This window comes from Ruegeria sp. CF4, from assembly GCF_056537345.1.
In genome coordinates this window covers 1,192,654-1,210,624 of the sequence record NZ_JBQFRJ010000001.1, presented here as the reverse complement: position 1 = coordinate 1,210,624, position 17,971 = coordinate 1,192,654, and the positions used below count along the sequence as shown (strand labels likewise).

Genomic DNA, 17,971 nt, shown 5'->3' with positions numbered 1-17,971 from the left:
GGACCGACTATGCCCGACCTGCTGATCGAATTGTTTTCCGAAGAGATCCCCGCGCGGATGCAAACCCGTGCTGGTGAAGACCTGAAAAAGCGGATCACGGACGGCTTGGTCGAGGGTGGACTGACCTATGCCTCGGCTGCGGCCTTGACCACGCCGCGCCGCCTGACACTGGCGGTCGAAGGGTTGTTGGCCGGAAGCCCCACCATCCGGGAAGAGCGTAAAGGCCCTAAGGTCGGAGCGCCCGACAAAGCCATCGAAGGGTTCCTGCGGGGGGCGGGACTGACCCGCGACCAACTCGAAGAGCGTGATACGCCCAAAGGTGCGGTCTATTTCGCGACCATCGAGAAAGCCGGTCGTCCGGCGGCTGAGATTGTGGCTGAAGTGCTGGAAACGACGATCCGCAACTTCCCCTGGCCAAAATCGATGCGCTGGGGCGCGGGTTCGATGCGCTGGGTGCGACCGCTGCACTCGATCCTGTGTGTCCTCAGCGATGAAGCGGGCGCGCAGGTTGTACCGCTTGAGATCGAAGGGATCACCTCTGGTGATACCACCGAAGGCCATCGCTTCATGGCCCCGAACCGGTTTTCCGTTTTTTCGTTCGAGGACTATGCGGCCAAGCTGAAACGCGCCTTTGTGGTGCTTTCGCCCGAGGAGCGCGCCGAGCATATCTGGAACGATGCCCAGAACATGGCTTTCGCCGCGGGTCTGGAAGTTGTTGATGACAAGGGTCTTCTGGCCGAAGTGGCCGGTCTGGTTGAATGGCCTGTCGTGCTGATGGGGCAGATCGACGAGGAGTTTCTGGAGCTGCCGCCCGAGGTGCTGCAGACCTCGATGAAAGAGCATCAGAAGTTCTTTTCCGTGAAGAATCCCAAGACGGGGCGGATCGAGCGCTTCATAACGGTTGCCAACCGTGAGACCGCCGATAATGGCGCGACCATTCTGGCGGGGAACCAAAAGGTGCTGTCGGCGCGTTTGGCGGATGCCAAGTTCTTCTGGGAGAATGACCTGCGCATCGCCAAGTTGGACATGACCGTCTGGAGCAACGATCTGCAGAACGTGACCTTCCACAACAAGCTGGGTACGCAGGCCGAGCGGATTGAGCGTATCGCTGCCTTGGCCGGTGAATTGGCCGACGTCATGGGTGTTGATGCGCGTCAGGCCAAAGATGCAGCGCATCTGGCCAAGGCCGACTTGAGCTCGCAGATGGTCTATGAATTCCCAGAACTGCAGGGCTTGATGGGCCGCTATTATATCGCGGCTGCGGGTATGCGCCCCGAATTGGCCTCCGTAGCACAGGAACACTATTCGCCGTTGGGACCGTCTGATGACGTGCCGACTGCGCCGCTGTCGGTGACAGTGGCACTGGCCGATAAGCTGGACACGCTGACCGGGTTCTGGGCGATTGACGAGAAACCCACCGGGTCGAAAGACCCGTTTGCCCTGCGCCGTGCTGCGCTTGGGGTAATCCGCCTGATCCTGACCAACGATCTGCGCCTGCCGCTGGACCAGACTTTTGCAATTGCACTAGGTAATCTGTTGAAACTGCCGGAATGGCAGGCAGCTCTGCTAGAGGCCAAAGCGCGCCAAACGCAGGCGTCTGACGACGAGGCAGAGGCCGCCGCCAAGCGCGTGCATGATCTGGCGCATCAGGTCGAGGCTGCGAACGCAATCGTTGCTGCGGCCCCGTCGGACTTGTTGTCTTTCTTCCACGACCGCCTCAAGGTCTTCCTGCGTGAAGAGGGCATCCGTCCCGATATCATCGACGCCTGCATCGCGATGGACGGCAATGACGACCTCAACCTGCTGGTCAAACGCGCCCGTGCGCTGAACGCGGTGATTGCGACCGAGGATGGAGAGAACCTCGTGCAGGGGTTCAGGCGGGCCAATAACATCCTGTCTCAGGCGGAAGAGAAGGATGGGGTGGAATACTCCTATGGTGCGGATGTGAAATTTGCCGAGACTGACAGCGAGAAGGCGCTGTTCGCCGCGCTTGATACGGCAGAGGCCAAAATCGATCCCGCTCTGAAGGCCGAGGATTTCCCGACCGCTATGGCGGCGATGGCTGTGCTGCGGGCACCCGTGGATGCTTTCTTTGAGGATGTGCAGGTCAACACCGACAATGACATCCTGCGCCGCAACCGTCTGAACCTGCTGAGCCAGATCCGCAAGGTCTGCTCCAGCGTTGCCGATCTGACCCTGATCGAGGGATAACGCCCTTGCGCCAAGGGCGCAGGGGCTTATGCTGCGGTGAAACCAAAAGGTGCCGCAGTGCAGAATAATCCGCAGACCACGCTTATTACCTCGAAAGCGCCCGTTGCCGCCAATACCCATGGCGGGCGGGCGAAATGCTTGCAACGCCTGGTTCGGCTTAAGATGCCGGTGCCGCGCACCGTAGCGCTCTCTTTTGACGCGGTGCAGCGAATTGCCGAAGGGCATGTACCTGACATCGCGGCCATCATGGAACAGTTCGACGCCGAAGCGCTGTTGTGTGTGCGCCCCAGTTCCGAAGACCCCGATTGGGGCGGTCCGGGCGCGGTCCTGAATATCGGCATGAACGATGCCCGCTATCTGGACTTGTCGGCGGGTATGGGACGGGATGCGGCGGCTGCACTCTATTTGCGGTTTGTGCAGAGCTATGCGATCCACGTGGCCCGACTGGACCCGGATGTATTTGATGACATCGAGGCGGATGGACGTGAAGGGTTGAGCTTGTCTTTGCGCGCCTACGAAGATGAAACCGACGAAGCGTTCCCGCAGGACCGGGGCGAGCAACTGATCGGCGTGCTGCGGTCGATGGCGCGGGCGTGGGACGGAACTTCGGCCCGTTTGCTACGGCAGGCCAAGGGCGCGCCGGCGGATGCCGGGCTGGGGCTGGTCGTTCAAGAGATGATCCCGGGTGTCGGGCAGGGCGAGTGCGGCTCGGGTGTGCTGCAGTTGATCGACCCGACGACGGGCATGCCGCAGATCACCGGTCGTTATCTGAGCCAGAGCCAGGGTCGGGATGCGTTGGGCGAAGGCGTCTCGGCGCTGTATCTGGAAAGGGATGAGCGCGGACAATCGCTGGAAGACGTCGCGCCCGAGGCTTTTGCCGATCTCAAGACCCACGCGGCGCTAATGCGTGAAAAACTGCGTGAAGAGATGCAGGTTGAGTTCGTCGTGCAGAATGGCGACGTGCATATTCTGGATGGGGTCCGGGTTCAGCGTGGCTCGCGCGCGGCAATGCGGATTGCCGTCCGTCTGGCCGAAGACGGTATTATCCCGCCGCAAGAGGCGGTGATGCGGATCGACCCGCATTCGCTGAATGAATTGCTACACCGTCAGGTCCACCCCGAGGCAGCGCGTGACGTGCTGACCACCGGTATTGCCGCCAGCCCCGGTGCCGCGACTGGCCGCATCGTTTTCACGGCTGCAGAGGCACAGGCCAGCGCCGCGCGTGGCGAGCCTTGTGTTCTGGTGCGTCGTGAAACTTCGCCCGAGGATGTGCGGGGGATGCATGCAGCCGTGGCGGTGCTGACCGAAAAGGGCGGGATCACCAGCCACGCTGCCGTGATTGGCCGGGGGCTGGGTCTGCCCTGTATCGTAGGCGCGTCCGAGATGCGGTTCCAGACCAAGAAAAAGATGCTGACTGCGCCGGACGGGCGCGTGTTCAAAACTGGCGATGTCCTGACCATCGATGGCACCTCAGGTCAAGTTCTGGCCGGACAACCCGAGATGCTTGAGGCGGCACTGGACGATTGCTTTCAAACGCTGATGGGTTGGGCGGACGCCGAGCGTGACATCGAAATTCGCGCCAATGCGGATACGCCTGCCGACGCGCAAACAGCGCGTAACTTTCAGGCGCAGGGCATTGGCCTGTGCAGGACCGAGCACATGTTCTTTGATCCGGGCCGCCTGACCGTGATGCGTGAAATGATCTTTGCCCAGACGCCTTCGGGACGATCTGCGGTGCTGGAACGTCTGCTGCCGATGCAGCGGCAGGATTTCGTGCAGCTGTTCAGAATCATGGAGGGGCAGCCGGTGTGCATCCGGCTATTCGACCCGCCTTTGCACGAGTTTCTACCCACCACGCGCACGGGTCAGAGAGAACTGGCCGAGGCGCTTGATCTTCCGGTTTCGGATGTCGAACGCAGGGTCGAGGCGATGCGCGAATACAATCCTATGCTGGGTTTGCGCGGCGTGCGTCTGGGGGTGACCGTGCCCGAGATCTATGACATGCAAGCGCGCGCTATATTCGAAGCGACGCTTGAGGCCAGTAAAGAGGGGGCGCCCGTGGTTCCCGAGGTGATGATCCCATTGGTCTCGGCCAAGCGCGAGGTTGAACTGGTGAAAGCGCGCATCGATGCGGTGGCTGCCGAGGTGGCCTCGGAGCGTGGACAAGAGCTCGACTATAGGCTGGGTGTCATGGTGGAAACGCCACGTGCCTGTCTGCGAGCGGATGAAATCGCGCCGAATACATCTTTCCTGAGTTTCGGGACCAATGACCTGACCCAAATGACCTATGGTTTGTCCCGGGATGACGCTGGTCGGTTCATGTCGGCATATGTCCGCCTAGGCGTGTTTGGCGAAGATCCGTTTCACGTTCTGGATGCAGACGGGGTGGGTGAGTTACTCAAGCTAGGGGCGGAGCGCGGGCGTCAAGCTCAACCAGACGTTACACTTTCTGTCTGTGGCGAACATGGTGGCAACCCCGAATCAATCGCTATCTGCCGGGCGCTCGGGTTCGACTATGTGTCCTGTTCTCCGTTCCGGGTTCCCGTCGCTCGGCTGTCAGCCGCTCAACTGGCAATTTCGTCCAAACTTGGGGGTTGACTAACTGTCTCCTACCTAGAAATAGTGGCTCAGGAAACGTTCCGCTGTCGACAAAAATCGGCGGCGTGAGCGGTTTTTCTCTTGGCTTTTTCAGAAAACTGGACGTCTGCCCTCAAGTAGGGTATCAGCCTCGTCGCGCCCGCCGGGGGAGGGTTTGGCGCGGAAGTGCCTGTGCGAGGTTATCTGATGAGACGCTACATATTGGCTGTTGCCGTGGGGGCTGCAGCCTTGCTGCCAAGTTTGTCGTTTGCCGAAAGGCAGAACGAAGGTAAATCTGTTGAGTTGGTTGCCCGTAACGAGTTGCCAGCACAGAATTTCCGTGACTATCTGAAGCTGTTCAAGCCGCGTCAGACGCCGGAAAAGATCGAGATTTCTTACACCAAGGATTGGCTGGATCAGCAGCCCAAAGCGACCGGGGACGAGGGTTTCCGTTGTCTGGCTGAGGCGCTGTATTTCGAAGCGCGCGGCGAAAGCGTGCGCGGCCAGTTCGCAGTTGCCGAAGTGATCCTGAACCGTGTCGACAGCGCCCGCTTCCCGGATTCGCTGTGTGGTGTGATTAAGCAGGGCACCGGCAAACGCTATCAGTGCCAGTTCACCTACACTTGCGATGGTCAAAAAGAAGTCATCCACGAAAAGCGGGCGTATGAGCGTGTATCCAAGGTGGCGCGTGCCGCGATTGACGGTGTGGCAGAAGAGATGACCGCCGGGGCGACGCATTACCATACCAAGGCGGTTCGCCCGTCATGGTCGCGGGTTTACAAGGAAACCGCGCGGATCGGTGTGCATATTTTCTATCGCCACAATTATCGGACAGCGAGCAACTGATTGACGCACCAGCGCTGGAAGGGTGCTGGCGCAGTCCGATTTTGCCTCTATGTTGCGAGCCGGGAGGCTCGCGATGATCACTACGCGCAGACAGTTCATGCAATCGGCTCTGGCAATGTCGATGTTGCCGCGTGCAGCATTGGCGTCAGATATCGAATTGATCGCCCAACAATCTACGCAACAGATTGCGCCCGACGGTTATCCGCAGACGTCGGTATGGAGTTATGGAGCGGGCGTTCCGGGGGCCGAAATTCGGATCGGTCAAGGCAAACGGGTTCAGCGTACGCTGGTGAACGATCTGCCACAGGCAACTGCGGTGCATTGGCATGGCATCCGGATCGACAACGCGATGGACGGTGTGCCCGGCTTGACGCAGGATGCGGTGCCCACGGGGGCCCGCTTTGACTATGATTTCGTCGTGCCGGATGCGGGAACCTTTTGGTATCACGCACATAATCGCTCGGTCGAACAGGTGGCGCGCGGGCTCTATGGTCCGTTGATCGTGGAAGAGGCCGTCGCTCCGGATGTCGATCAGGATCTTACTCTGATGCTGGACGATTGGCGGTTGGATCCCGAGACCGGTCAGATCACCGATGACTTCGACAATGGCCATGACCTGAGCCACGCTGGGCGGTTAGGCAATCTTATGTCTGTTAACGGACGGTTTGACCCATCCTACCCGGTGAAATCCGCCGAACGTTTGCGTCTGAGGTTGATTAACGCCGCAAATGCCAGGATTTTCGATGTTTCGCTCGACGGTTTGACAGGTTGGATCGTGGCGCTTGATGGGATGCCGCTTGAGACACCTCTCGCCATTGAAGAAAGCTTTCCGCTTGCACCGGCACAGCGGGCCGACCTGATTGTCGATGTCTCGGCAGAGGCAGGGCAGACCGCAAGTGTCGTTAGTATAGAGCGTGACGGCGCGTTTGGGTTGGTTAGGTTCGATGTGACAGGCGCTACGGCACGTTCCGTTCGTTCCGGGGTGAAGCCGTTACCCGCAAATCCGTTACCTGAGGTAGCACTGGAGGGTGCGCCGCTGCATCGCATGGCGATACAAGGTGGCGCGATGCGCTGGTTGGATCGCGCTATATTGGGGGATACTGAACTTTCGGGCCAGGAACTAGCGCAACTGGGACGGTTCTGGGCGCTCAACGGCTATGCTGAGCGGCCCTCCGATCCGTTTCTGGATACGAAGCTGGGCAACGTCCACCGTATAGAGTTTGTCAATGAGACGGCATTTCCGCATGCGATGCATCTGCACGGCCACCATTTCAGGCTGATCCTGCCGGATGGCAGTCTGGGCCCGTGGCGTGACACAGTGTTGGTCGAGCGGGGACAGACCCGGCAGATCGCGTTGCTGGCCGATAATCCCGGCAATTGGCTTCTGCATTGCCACATGCTGGGTCATGCCGCCTCGGGTATGATGAGTTGGTACCGGGTCGTCTGACGCCGGATTCGATGGCTGGAAAGGCGTTTGCTGCAGTGTTATATGCCCGCACATCGCTTAATGTGGGCTGATTAGCCCTCCACGTCTGAAAAGGTCCATCAGATGAGCTCTGAAATCCGCCTTGCCTTCGCGCATCCGTCTGAACGGTCCGAAGCAACCGCCACGCGCGGTCCGCTGGATCGAATCTCTCTGCGGGATCATATCGTAGAGGTTGAGATCGGGGCCTTTCAGGCCGAGCGCGGCACCACACAGCGCATCTGTTTCAACATCGTGGTCGAAGTGCGCCCGCTGACCGATCCGATCGACGATGATGTGGATCGTATCCTGTCCTATGATCGTGTAACCGAAGCAATTGCGTTTGAACTTGCCGCTGAGCGCCTGAATCTTCTGGAAACTTTGGCCGACCGCGTGGCTGAACGTATCTTGCTTGAGCCTCAGGCTGTAAGAGCTTTCGTACGCATCGAAAAACTGGATCGCGGGCCCGGTGCTCTGGGGGTCGAGATCGTGCGCGGCAAAGATGCGGTACATCATGATGTGGCCGAAGAAGAACGACCGCATCCCCGGCTGGTCTTTCTGTCGAACGAGGCGATTGCGTCGAGCAATCTGGCTGGTTGGATCGACCAGCTGCAGAACCGGCAACGCCCTTTGATCCTCTGTGTCGGCGCATCCGATCTTGCGGTCCCGCAGACCGGGCATGCGATGACACAGCGCAGGATCGACCTGTTGGCGATCGAGCAGAACGCCTGGGTTTTGGCTGCTCGCGACCATCGATGCGTGGTCGTTTCGACCCGGACCGAGCTGGATTGGGCGATGAAAAACGACCAGATCTGTGTTTGGGCACCGTCAAAAATTGTATTGGACGCCGTGGATGGCCCCTCAGCGGCGCCGTCAGATGCGGTTGCGCTGGCAGCATGGTTTGCCGCGACCTTTGAGGCCAGCGAGATGATGGTGATCGGTGGTGAACTGCCAGATGCACCAAAGACGCCGCTGCGTGCAATTTCCGTGGATCAGGCGCGGTTGTGACTGTCTATTACCGACCGCTTGTTCAGCACGGGCCTCTGCGCCCGTCGGGCGCTGTGCCGCTGGCGGGTCAGCAATTGTGGTTCACGCAAGCTGAAAAGCTGCAACGAGGCAAAACCTCTGAGATTGTAGAAATTGGCGATATTCCAGATACGTACATGGAGTATCTCACCCATCCACGCGCGGCCATAGCCGGACTGGATATGGCGCAGCCGCAGATCATGGGTATTCTGAATGCAACGCCCGACAGTTTCTCGGATGGGGGCGTGCATAATTCGGTCGACGCGGCCCGCGCAGCCGCTGTCGGGATGGTCGGTCACGGGGCCAGCATTCTGGACATCGGCGGAGAATCCACCCGCCCTGGCGCCGATTTCGTACCCGCCGAGGAAGAGATCGCCCGCACGGAACCATTGATCGCAGCAATCCGGGCCGAGACCGATGCGCTGATTTCGATCGATACGCGTAAGGCCCGCGTCGCTGAGGCGGCGCATGCGGCTGGGGCAGGGCTGATCAATGATGTGTCGGGTTTTACCTTCGACCCACAGCTTGCTCCATTTTGTGCCCGGATTGGAGCGCCTGTCTGTGTGATGCACATGCAGGGCGATCCGACGACGATGCAGGATGATCCGCAATATGATGACGTTTTGCTGGATGTATATGACTTTCTCGCGGCGCAGATTGCGCATCTTGAGAGCCTTGGCCTAAGTCGCGATCTGATCATCGTCGACCCAGGCATTGGATTTGGCAAGACCACGGAGCACAACCTGATCCTGTTGCGCAATCTCAGCCTGTTCCACGGCCTTGGCTGCCCGATCCTGTTGGGTGTGTCCCGCAAGGGGATTATCGGCCAGATCGGCAAGGAGCCGCGCAAGGATGCCCGTGCACCGGGGTCAATTGCCGTTGCTCTGGCGGGATTGTCACAGGGCGTGCAGATTATACGTGTCCATGACGTGGCTGAAACTGCTCAAGCCTTGCGTCTTTGGTCCGCCGTCCGGTAATCCGGGCACAAAGGAATTTCAGGAGTTAAGACTTATGCGCAAGCTGTTCGGAACCGACGGGGTGCGGGGGACCGCCAACACCTATCCGATGACGGCTGATATGGCCTTGCGCATAGGGGCCGCAGTGGGCCGATATTTCCGCCGTGACGCTTCGGGTGTACACCGGGTTGTCATCGGTAAGGACACACGACTGTCGGGCTATATGCTGGAAAACGCGCTGACGGCGGGTCTGACCTCGACCGGGATGAACGTGTTGCTGCTGGGACCGGTGCCGACGCCTGCAGTTGGTCTGATGACCCGCTCGATGCGGGCGGACCTTGGCGTTATGATTTCGGCCAGCCACAACCCGGCCGAGGATAACGGGATCAAATTCTTTGGACCGGACGGATTCAAGTTGTCCGATCAGGCCGAGCTTGAGATTGAGCGGCTGATTGAAGAAGGCGTGAAGCCGGCTCAGGCGCAGAATATTGGTCGTGCACGCCGCGTGGATGATGCGCGCTTCCGTTATGGCGAACGCGTGAAATCCTCGTTGCCCCGAGACGTGAAGCTGGACGGATTAAAGGTCGTGATCGATTGCGCGAACGGCGCTGCACATCGCACCGCGCCCGAGGTGCTTTGGGAGCTTGGCGCCGATGTGATCCCTGTCGGTATCGCGCCGGATGGCAAGAACATCAATTTGGGATGTGGCTCGACGCAACCGCAGACCGCTGCCGAAACCGTTGTGGCGCATGGGGCCGACGTGGGTATCTGCCTTGATGGTGATGCTGACCGGGTTGTGGTGATTGACGAAACCGGTGCAGTTGCCGATGGCGATCAACTGATGGCACTGCTCGCCTCTGCCTGGTCAAAAGCGGAGCGGCTGAAAGGCGATGCGCTGGTTGCCACCGTGATGTCGAACCTCGGTTTGGAACGGCATCTGGCCGGGCAGGGACTGCGGTTGGAGCGTACTTCGGTCGGGGATCGCTATGTGGTCGAACGGATGCGTTCAGGTGGGTTTAACCTGGGGGGTGAGCAATCGGGCCATATCGTGATGAGTGATTATGCCACCACCGGAGACGGTTTGATGGCGGGCCTGCATTTCCTGGCCGAGATGGTGCTGTCCGAAAGGAAAGCTTCAGAGCTGTCGCGCCAGTTCGAAACGGTTCCGCAATTGCTCAAGAATGTACGGTTCACCGCTGGGCAAGCTCCGTTGGAGGCGGCCAATGTCAAAACCGCCATTTCTGAAGCTGAGGCGCGACTGAACGGGCAGGGTCGTCTGCTGATCCGCAAATCGGGCACGGAACCTTTGATCCGGGTGATGGCCGAATGCGAGGACGCTGCTCTGCTAACTCAGGTGGTTGACGGTATCGTGGCCGAGGTTGAAGCGGTCGCGGGTTAGCGCCCGATCAGCATTTTGCGCAGGCTGAACCATTGGCTGATGGCCATGCCGGTCAGGATCAGCAGAAGTGCAACGAAGAAGCGCAGCGGCAGCGCCTCGGACAAGATCCAGGCGCCGAAGATCATCGACCAGACAGGCACCTGATAGTTTACCAGCGTCAGAAAGACCGAACCAGCACTGCGCGTGATCGAAACCCGCAGCAGGGTGGCAAAAGCCGTGGGCAATAAGCCCAGCACGATAAGCGCCAGGGTCGGGCGGGTGCCTTGCCAGGCCGGTAGTCCTTCGGTCAGCAGCATGGTAGGTACCAATACGATGGCCCCTACAACCAACGTCAGGGCCGCAAGGACCAGCGGATCAATTGGGGGGCAGCGACGCGTCATGATCGACGAACTGGCATAGCACAGCGCAGCAAGGATGCAGGCCAGCTGCGCAAGAGGCTCGGCCCCTTGGCCCAACTGCGCAAGGCCGGGCCCGATCAACACCAAAGCGCCGGTGAAGCCGAGGCAAACCCCGACCAGACGGCGCAGGTTCAGCGGCTCGTCCGAGAAGAAATGGGCCAGAGGTAAAACCATCAGCGGGATCGCTGCCATGGATAGCCCGGCAAATGCGGAAGGGACGAATTGCTGCCCCCAGCTCAGCAGCATGAAGGGTATCGCTGTTGACAGCAGACCGATCAGCGTGATCGACATGATCAGTTCAGCTGTCAGGGTTGGAATGCGGCGGCCCGTGATCCGCATCAGAATCAACAGTGTCACCGCGCCCAGCGTGGTGCGCGAGGTGGCGACCGTGATGGGGCCGTACCCCTCAAGCGCCATGGCGACGACCATGAATGTGGCACCCCAGATGAGGCCCAGAATGAAGACGCCGCTCCAATCACGTTTTGAGGGTTGTTCAACCATTCCATCCCCTTATCCCTCTATGTTGAACATGTCACGAGATGAAATTGACATACCGTTAGTTATAACTTACCGTAAGCAATGACTTACGAAAAGGCGTTATCAGCATTAGGGGACACCACCCGTAGGCAAGTGTTTGAAGCGGTTGCGTGCACGCCCAGATCAGTGGGGGACATCGCCGCCGAATTGCCGGTGAGCCGCCCCGCTGTTTCGCAACATCTTAAAGTGCTGTCTGACGCAGGGCTGGTGATGTGTCGAGCGGAAGGCACGCGGCGGATCTATGCGGTGTGCCCGGATGGGCTGGATGCGCTTCGGTCGTGGCTCGACAAATACTGGACAGATGTCATGAGCAGTTTTGCAGATGAGGTGAATTCAGGGAGGGAAGGTTCGTGACAGATCCGATTGTGAAAACCGTTGTGGTTAATGCAGAAGCTGCGCGTGCCTTTGACATCTTCGTCAACAGAATTGCCAAATGGTGGCCGCTGGATGGGCACGCGGTTTCTGCCTCCCAAGGTAATCCGGCCCTTGCGGTCGTCATCGAACCTCGTGCCGGCGGCGCGATTTATGAGACTATGTTTGACGGCGCACGTGCGGACTGGGGTGAAGTCTTGGTTTTCGAAGAGGGTAAGCGGCTGGCCTTCACATGGCATCCCGGTACGAACGCAGATTTCTCCACCCGGGTAGAGGTACAGTTTGATGCACATGGGGACGGTCAAACCAAAGTGACTTTGACCCATTCCGGTTGGGAAGTCTGGGCGGCTGAGGCGAAAGACAAGCGTACGAATTATGACAAAGGCTGGGACTTTGTTCTTGGCGAATGCTATGCGAACGCGGTTGCCAAATAAAAAGGGCGGCCACCGGGGCCGCCCTTTTTCTAGCTGACGCCAGACTTAGTTCTTTTCTTTGTCAACCATCTTACCGGCGGAGATCCAGGGCATCATTGCGCGCAGTTTGGCACCGGTTTCCTCGATCATGTGCTCATCATTGGCACGGCGCGACGCTTTGATGGTGGGCTGGCCAACGGCGTTTTCCAGCATGAAGTCGCGAACGAATTTACCCTGCTGGATGTCGTCCAGAACCGCTTTCATGCGCGCTTTGGTCTCGTCGTATTTCAGGATACGCGGGCCAGTGACGTACTGGCCGTATTCGGCCGTGTTCGAGATCGAGTAATCCATGTTGGCGATGCCGCCTTCATAAATCAGGTCAACGATCAGTTTCACTTCGTGCAGACACTCGAAGTAAGCCATCTCGGGCGCGTAGCCCGCTTCGACCAGAGTTTCAAAGCCGCAGCGGATCAGCTCTACCAGGCCGCCGCACAGCACCGCCTGCTCACCGAACAGGTCGGTTTCACATTCTTCGCGGAAGTTGGTTTCGATGATGCCCGAGCGGCCGCCACCGATGGCCGAGCAGTAGGACAGGCCGATTTCCAGCGCTTTGCCGGTCGCGTCGTTGTCTACAGCGACCAGGCAGGGCACGCCGCCGCCTTTGGTGTATTCGCCACGCACGGTGTGGCCGGGGCCCTTGGGGGCCATCATGATGACGTCGACGCCTTCTTTTGGCTCGATCAGGCCGAAGTGGACGTTCAGGCCGTGGGCGAACGCGATGGCCGCGCCCGGCTTGATGTTGTCATGGACGTATTTCTTGTAGGTCTCGGCCTGCAATTCGTCGGGCATGGTGAACATGATGACGTCGCACCATGCTGCGGCTTCGGCGATGCCCATCACTTGCAGACCTTCACCTTCGGCTTTCTTGGCCGAGGGCGAACCTTCGCGCAGAGCGATAACCAGGTTCTTGGCACCTGAGTCGCGCAGGTTCAGCGCGTGGGCGTGGCCTTGGCTACCATAGCCCAGGATGGCCACTTTCTTGTCTTTGATCAGGTTGATATCGCAATCGCGATCGTAATAGACGCGCATTTCGCCGGTCCTTTCAGTTTCGATTGCTGTGCTTCTATCCTGCGGGTTTGCTATTGGCGATAGGGTTGGGATTGAGTATTTGATAAAAAGGTGAAGAATAATTCTTCAATTTAGAGAAACATGAAAAAATCATGCTTGACGATGTTGATCGACGTATACTGCGCCACTTTCAGGCCGAACCAAGCCTGACCACGGCAGAGTTGGCTGAGCGCTGCCGCATCAGTTCGGGCGTCTGCTGGCGGCGGATTGAAAAGATGCAGGCCACAGGGGTGATCGAGGGTCAGGAAGCGGTGATCGACTGGGCCGCCTTGGGCTATGCGGTCGAGGTCTCGTTGCGGATCACTCTGGACAAAACGCAGGCGCGGGCGTTTGATGAATTCACCGCAGCGGCGCGCGATGTGGCCGAAGTGATCGAGATCCAGACCTTTCTGGGCCGTGTCGACGTGCGACTGTCGGTGCTTGCGCGCGACATGAGCCATTATCAGCAAGTCTATCGTGACCGCATTCTGACCCTGCCGCATATCGCCGATATCGAGGCATTAATGCATATCGCCCGGGTCAAACGGGATGAGGTATTGCCGGTATGATCGAATTGGACGAGATCGACCGCAAAATCCTGCGCGCGCTGGTTCAGGATGCCACGCAAAGCGCCGGTGCGCTGGGGCGTCGCCTCGGCCTGTCGCAGCCAGCGACCTGGAGACGGATACGACGGCTGGAAGAGGCGGGCGTGATCAAGGGGCGGCGACTGCGCCTGAATGCCGAGGCTCTGGGCTTTGGCGTGACCGTGTTTCTGGGGGTGAAGCTCGCGCGGAAAGGACAGGTCAGCCTTGAGGATTTCGAGCGCGCCGTCAGCGCCATCCCCGAGGTACAGACGGTCGAGCATGTGCTTGGGCTCTATGATTACCGTCTGCGCGTTGTGGCGCGGGACCTCGCTGATTTCGAGCGGGTACTGCGGCGGAGGGTGATGACGTTACCAGGGGCCGGAGAGGTCGAGGCCAATGTGTTGCTGAGCGAGGAGCGTCTGCCGGGACCGATTGGTTAGTATTTCGTGCGGATGCGAAAGCCTGGATGATGCGTCATGCGGGCAAATGTCATCGGCTGCCCGTCTTTCCACGTCGTCCGCTCCAACTGGATCATCGAGGTGCCGGTGGTGGTGCCCATGAAATCCGCCAGGCGGCTGTCGGCTGAAATTGCACAAAAGGCGATCTCGGCCTCGGTAAATGGTGCGGCGTTCAGTAGCCATTCATGCGGGCCGCTTTTGTTGAGGTCGGCATGCTCGACATCGGGCACGGCCTCGATATTGATCCAGCGTTCTTCGAGCTGGAAGGGGCGGTTATCGGCGTAGTGCATGCAGATCACGTGCAGCACACGCGCATCCGGCTCGACATTCAGTTGCGAGGTCAACCAACCGGGGCTGTAGACTACGTTTCGTTCGACCAGCGAGTAGCGATAGGCCGAGTTTTGATTCTCAACCGCCTGACGGGCCAGGGAGATTTCCAGTTTGGCCTGCTTGCGCGGCTCTTTCTTGACCCGGGTCCCACTTTTGCGCTTACGCTCGACGAAACCCTGTTCGGCCAGTTCCCTGAGTGCCCGGTTCACCGTGGCACGGGCACAATTGAACTCTTCCGCGAGTTGGGTTTCTGTGGGCAGAAGTGAGCCCTGAGGCCAGATGCGGGATTCAATCCGCCGTTTAACTTCGTCCCGGACGACCTGAAAACTAATCCGCTTTTTCGCAGTCACGAGTTAACTTATCCGTTCTTGTTCAAAGTGAGTGTATCTGTTCAGAAACACGTCAGGGTGTAAAGAGAGGCTGACTCTAATTGGCGTCATTTCCTCTAATTGTTGCACGTAAAGTTTCAAAGTAAAACTTATGGTTGTAGATTACTTTGGGTCAACTGATGCCTGACGCATGACGCTTTACGCACGGCGCGAGACAGGGCAGAAACAGATAGAGCAAAAGAAAAGGATGCCAGATGCCTGCATTGCTGGATACAGTTGACCCCGATGGCCTCGAAGAATTCTCGGTGGTCTTCACGGATCGTTCACTTAACCATATGTCCGCCAGCTTCCAGCAAGTGATGCGGGATATCTCGGGCATGCTGCGCGAGGTTTATAATGCTGACGGTGTGGCCGTCATTCCCGGAGGTGGCACTTACGGTATGGAAGCCGTCGCGCGGCAGTTTGCGCGCGATGCCAATGTACTGGTGGTTCGGAACGGGTGGTTCTCATATCGCTGGAGCCAGATTATTGAATCCGGCGCGCTGACCGCTCAGGCGACAGTTCTGAAAGCACGTGAAACCGGCAATGCTAGCCCGTCGCCCTTTGCCCCGGCTCCGATTGATGAGGTTGTGGCAACAATCCGCGATAATCGGCCGGATATCGTCTTTGCTCCGCATGTCGAAACATCCGCCGGAGTGATTCTGCCTGATGACTATGTGACTGCAATGGCTGCTGCGGCCCATGAGGTCGGCGCGTTGATGGTGCTTGATTGCATCGCTTCGGGTTGCGCGTGGATCGATATGAAGGCGACTGGCGTGGATGTCCTGATCTCTGCTCCGCAAAAAGGATGGAGCGCGACGCCCTGTGCTGGCCTGGTAATGTTGTCCGAGCGGGCCGAAGCGCGGTTGGAACAGACCAATTCGGACAGTTTTGCGATTGATCTGAAGAAGTGGCGACAGATCATGCAGGCTTATGAGAATGGTGGCCACGCTTATCACGCGACGATGCCCACGGATTCGCTGCGTGCATTCCGGGATACAATGGCGGAGACGCAAGATTATGGGTTCGAGAAGCTGCGGGCGGCGCAATGGGCGCTGGGTGATGGCGTACGGGCCTATCTGAAGGGCAAAGGCGTCATCTCTGTCGCCGCTGACGGGTTCGGAGCACCAGGCGTGGTCGTTAGCTATACCGCCGATCCAGACGTACAGAACGGCAAGAAATTTGCCGCATTGGGCATGCAGATCGCAGCAGGAGTACCGCTGCAATGTGACGAGCCTGAAGGGTTCAGCACCTTCCGATTGGGCTTGTTCGGCTTAGACAAGCTTTATGATGTCGATGGCACGATCGCACGCCTGAAACGGGTTCTGGATCAGGTTCTGTAAGCGCAGGGTTTCAGCGCACGCCGAGGCCCATCTGCATCAGCGTCTTGCGCACGGGCGGCAAGGAATAGAGTGCATTCAAACCCATCGCCCGAGCATCGCGCAGAGGGCGCGCCTCGATCATCGAGGCGCGATTCAGCAGGTCGATGCCTTTGACGCGCAGTTCGATTTCGGTATGGCGCGCCTTGTGATAAGTCTCCAGCATCTGCGCATCGCCCAGATCTTCGGGGCGGGCCTGCGCCAGTTCCAGCAGGCTGCGCAGATCGCCTAGTGACATGTTCAGCCCTTGCGCGCCGATGGGGGGTACCACATGCGCGGCCTCGGCCATCAGCGCGAGGCGTTCTCCCGAGAGCCGCTCCGCCGATTGGCTGATGATTGGCCAGATCGTCCGGCGCGAAGCCAGTTTCAGAGGCCCGAACAATCCGCATGAGCGTTCCGTCATCGCAGCTTCAAACGCCTCGGCTTCTAGGTTCAGCAGTTCGACGGCGCGCGGCCCGCGTTCCATCCAGACAATCGCCGACGATGGCTGACCTTGCCAATCGGGTAGGGGGACCAACGTGAACGGACCACCCGAGCGGTGAATTTCGGTTGAGACGTTTTCGTGCGGGATGGGGTGCGTAACCGCAAAAGCCAGCGCTTTCTGGCCATAGCGTGTGGTGTGCACATGGATACCGGCGGCCTCGCGCATCGGAGAATTGCGCCCATCAGCAGCGATTACCAGTTTGCAGCGGATACGGGTTCCGTCGCTCAGGCCCACACGTGCCTCATTGGTGCGTGTAAACAGGCTAACGGTACCCGTGCCGGGCCGAAAATCGACATTTGGCAGCTCGCCCAACCGTGCCACCATTTCGCGCCGCAGCAGCCAGTTGGGCAGGTTCCATCCGAATGGTTGATCCGAGATATCGGCGGCGTTGAAATCTCGCACCACGCGCGGTTTGGGCACATCGCCGCCCGCATCCACGATGCGCATGACCTGCAACGGGGCGGCATGGGCATCCAGTTTGGCCCAAAGTCCGCATTGCTCCAGCAACCCACGGGCGGGCTGCAGGAATGCCGTGGTCCGTAAGTCTGAACCGTCTACGTCCCGCTCAGTGATCGGGGGGGTTGGGTCGACGCAGATTACATCGAACCCGGCTGCGCCGAAGGCGGCGGCGGCAGTCAATCCGGCAATTCCACCACCGGAAATCAGGATGTCACAGCTGTCGGTCATTGGTTTGTCATGGGGGCAAGTCTCCGTTGCCGCAGACACTAGTGCCGTTGACCGGCAGGTGCCAAGTGACATCCTGTCTCGTATCTTCCTAACCCCGAGAGATCAGCAGAAGAACAAGGAACATCATCGGAACCATCATCAGGGCCGGGATGTAAAGGCCGGGCAGGCCAAACAGCAGGATAGAACAGCCCCACATGCTAATGAGGGCTGCGGCGGTGTAGTACAGGTCTTCAGCCTCGGCGTTGACCGCGTCGCGGGCCATCCAGCCAAACAGGGGAACTGCAAACAAAAGGCGCTGCCACAGGGGCAGACGCTGCGGCATCTCAAGCGCGGTCATTGGGGTCTCCGATTCTGTTCGTCGCTGAGGTGCATATGGG

General features: G+C 59.1%; 17 protein-coding genes. 12 read left to right on the top strand and 5 right to left on the bottom strand.

Translation table 11 applies throughout. From position 1 onward, the window contains the following. The first annotated feature begins 9 nt into the window (after nt 1-9). The 7 genes from glyS (at nt 10) to glmM (ending at nt 10,477) form a co-directional block, all read left to right on the top strand. Nucleotides 10-2,211 (top strand): glycine--tRNA ligase subunit beta, encoded by a 2,202-nt coding sequence (gene glyS, locus ACR0NF_RS05995; RefSeq protein ID WP_480777915.1) that lies wholly within the window; start codon nt 10-12, stop codon nt 2,209-2,211. A 36-nt stretch (nt 2,212-2,247) separates the two neighbouring features. Continuing rightward, nucleotides 2,248-4,809, top strand: coding sequence for a putative PEP-binding protein (locus tag ACR0NF_RS05990; protein ID WP_480470146.1), 2,562 nt, complete (start codon nt 2,248-2,250; stop codon nt 4,807-4,809). A 186-nt stretch (nt 4,810-4,995) separates the two neighbouring features. After that, entirely contained in the window at nt 4,996-5,634 is a 639-nt protein-coding gene (locus ACR0NF_RS05985) for a cell wall hydrolase (RefSeq protein WP_480470145.1), read from the top strand. A 73-nt stretch (nt 5,635-5,707) separates the two neighbouring features. Next, nucleotides 5,708-7,081 carry a multicopper oxidase family protein gene (locus ACR0NF_RS05980; RefSeq protein ID WP_480777914.1) on the top strand — a complete coding sequence of 458 codons (1,374 nt, stop codon included), beginning with the start codon at nt 5,708-5,710 and terminating at the stop codon, nt 7,079-7,081. Between the two features lie 102 nt (nt 7,082-7,183). Beyond that, a complete protein-coding gene (locus ACR0NF_RS05975; protein ID WP_480658035.1) occupies nt 7,184-8,104 on the top strand; it encodes a dihydroneopterin aldolase in 921 nt (306 codons plus the stop codon). After that, nucleotides 8,101-9,099, top strand: a complete 999-nt coding sequence (folP, locus tag ACR0NF_RS05970; RefSeq protein ID WP_480667089.1) for a dihydropteroate synthase — start codon at nt 8,101-8,103, stop codon at nt 9,097-9,099. The genes ACR0NF_RS05975 and folP overlap by 4 nt, the downstream gene beginning before the upstream one ends. A gap of 34 nt (nt 9,100-9,133) precedes the next feature. Then, the gene (gene glmM, locus ACR0NF_RS05965; protein ID WP_480470141.1) at nt 9,134-10,477 is read left to right on the top strand and encodes a phosphoglucosamine mutase; all 1,344 of its coding nucleotides are present in this window, start codon (nt 9,134-9,136) and stop codon (nt 10,475-10,477) included. On the opposite strand, the gene ACR0NF_RS05960 is transcribed toward glmM, so the two are convergent. Further along, on the bottom strand, nt 10,474-11,376 hold the full coding sequence (locus ACR0NF_RS05960) for a DMT family transporter (protein WP_480470140.1): 903 nt from the start codon (nt 11,374-11,376) through the stop codon (nt 10,474-10,476). The genes glmM and ACR0NF_RS05960 overlap by 4 nt on opposite strands. Nucleotides 11,377-11,454: 78 nt before the next feature. On the opposite strand from ACR0NF_RS05960, the gene ACR0NF_RS05955 reads away from it, so the two are divergent. Together ACR0NF_RS05955 and ACR0NF_RS05950 are read left to right on the top strand one after the other, a co-directional pair. Next, nucleotides 11,455-11,766: an ArsR/SmtB family transcription factor gene (locus tag ACR0NF_RS05955; RefSeq protein WP_480470139.1), complete on the top strand. Its 312-nt coding sequence runs from the start codon at nt 11,455-11,457 to the stop codon at nt 11,764-11,766. Continuing rightward, nucleotides 11,763-12,218, top strand: coding sequence for an SRPBCC family protein (locus ACR0NF_RS05950; RefSeq protein WP_480777913.1), 456 nt, complete (start codon nt 11,763-11,765; stop codon nt 12,216-12,218). Before ACR0NF_RS05955 ends, ACR0NF_RS05950 begins: the two co-directional genes overlap by 4 nt. Before the next feature lie 45 nt (nt 12,219-12,263). Here ACR0NF_RS05950 and ilvC read toward each other — a convergent pair whose 3' ends face one another. Further along, on the bottom strand, nt 12,264-13,286 hold the full coding sequence (ilvC, locus tag ACR0NF_RS05945; RefSeq protein ID WP_170689671.1) for a ketol-acid reductoisomerase: 1,023 nt from the start codon (nt 13,284-13,286) through the stop codon (nt 12,264-12,266). A 131-nt stretch (nt 13,287-13,417) separates the two neighbouring features. On the opposite strand from ilvC, the gene ACR0NF_RS05940 reads away from it, so the two are divergent. Continuing rightward, entirely contained in the window at nt 13,418-13,873 is a 456-nt protein-coding gene (locus ACR0NF_RS05940) for an Lrp/AsnC family transcriptional regulator (protein ID WP_480470137.1), read from the top strand. After that, nucleotides 13,870-14,328: an Lrp/AsnC family transcriptional regulator gene (locus ACR0NF_RS05935; RefSeq protein ID WP_480470136.1), complete on the top strand. Its 459-nt coding sequence runs from the start codon at nt 13,870-13,872 to the stop codon at nt 14,326-14,328. The genes ACR0NF_RS05940 and ACR0NF_RS05935 overlap by 4 nt, the downstream gene beginning before the upstream one ends. Here ACR0NF_RS05935 and ACR0NF_RS05930 read toward each other — a convergent pair. Beyond that, on the bottom strand, nt 14,325-15,026 hold the full coding sequence (locus tag ACR0NF_RS05930) for a GntR family transcriptional regulator (RefSeq protein ID WP_480777912.1): 702 nt from the start codon (nt 15,024-15,026) through the stop codon (nt 14,325-14,327). The two genes, ACR0NF_RS05935 and ACR0NF_RS05930, sit on opposite strands and share 4 nt — an antisense overlap. 233 nt (nt 15,027-15,259) lie before the next feature. Between ACR0NF_RS05930 and ACR0NF_RS05925 the strand changes: the two genes are divergently transcribed. Further along, entirely contained in the window at nt 15,260-16,387 is a 1,128-nt protein-coding gene (locus tag ACR0NF_RS05925) for an aminotransferase class V-fold PLP-dependent enzyme (RefSeq protein WP_480777911.1), read from the top strand. A 10-nt stretch (nt 16,388-16,397) separates the two neighbouring features. On the opposite strand, the gene ACR0NF_RS05920 is transcribed toward ACR0NF_RS05925, so the two are convergent. Beyond that, on the bottom strand, nt 16,398-17,594 hold the full coding sequence (locus tag ACR0NF_RS05920) for a UbiH/UbiF family hydroxylase (protein ID WP_480777910.1): 1,197 nt from the start codon (nt 17,592-17,594) through the stop codon (nt 16,398-16,400). An 88-nt stretch (nt 17,595-17,682) separates the two neighbouring features. Continuing rightward, entirely contained in the window at nt 17,683-17,931 is a 249-nt protein-coding gene (locus ACR0NF_RS05915) for a hypothetical protein (RefSeq protein WP_480470132.1), read from the bottom strand. Nucleotides 17,932-17,971 lie beyond the last annotated feature (40 nt).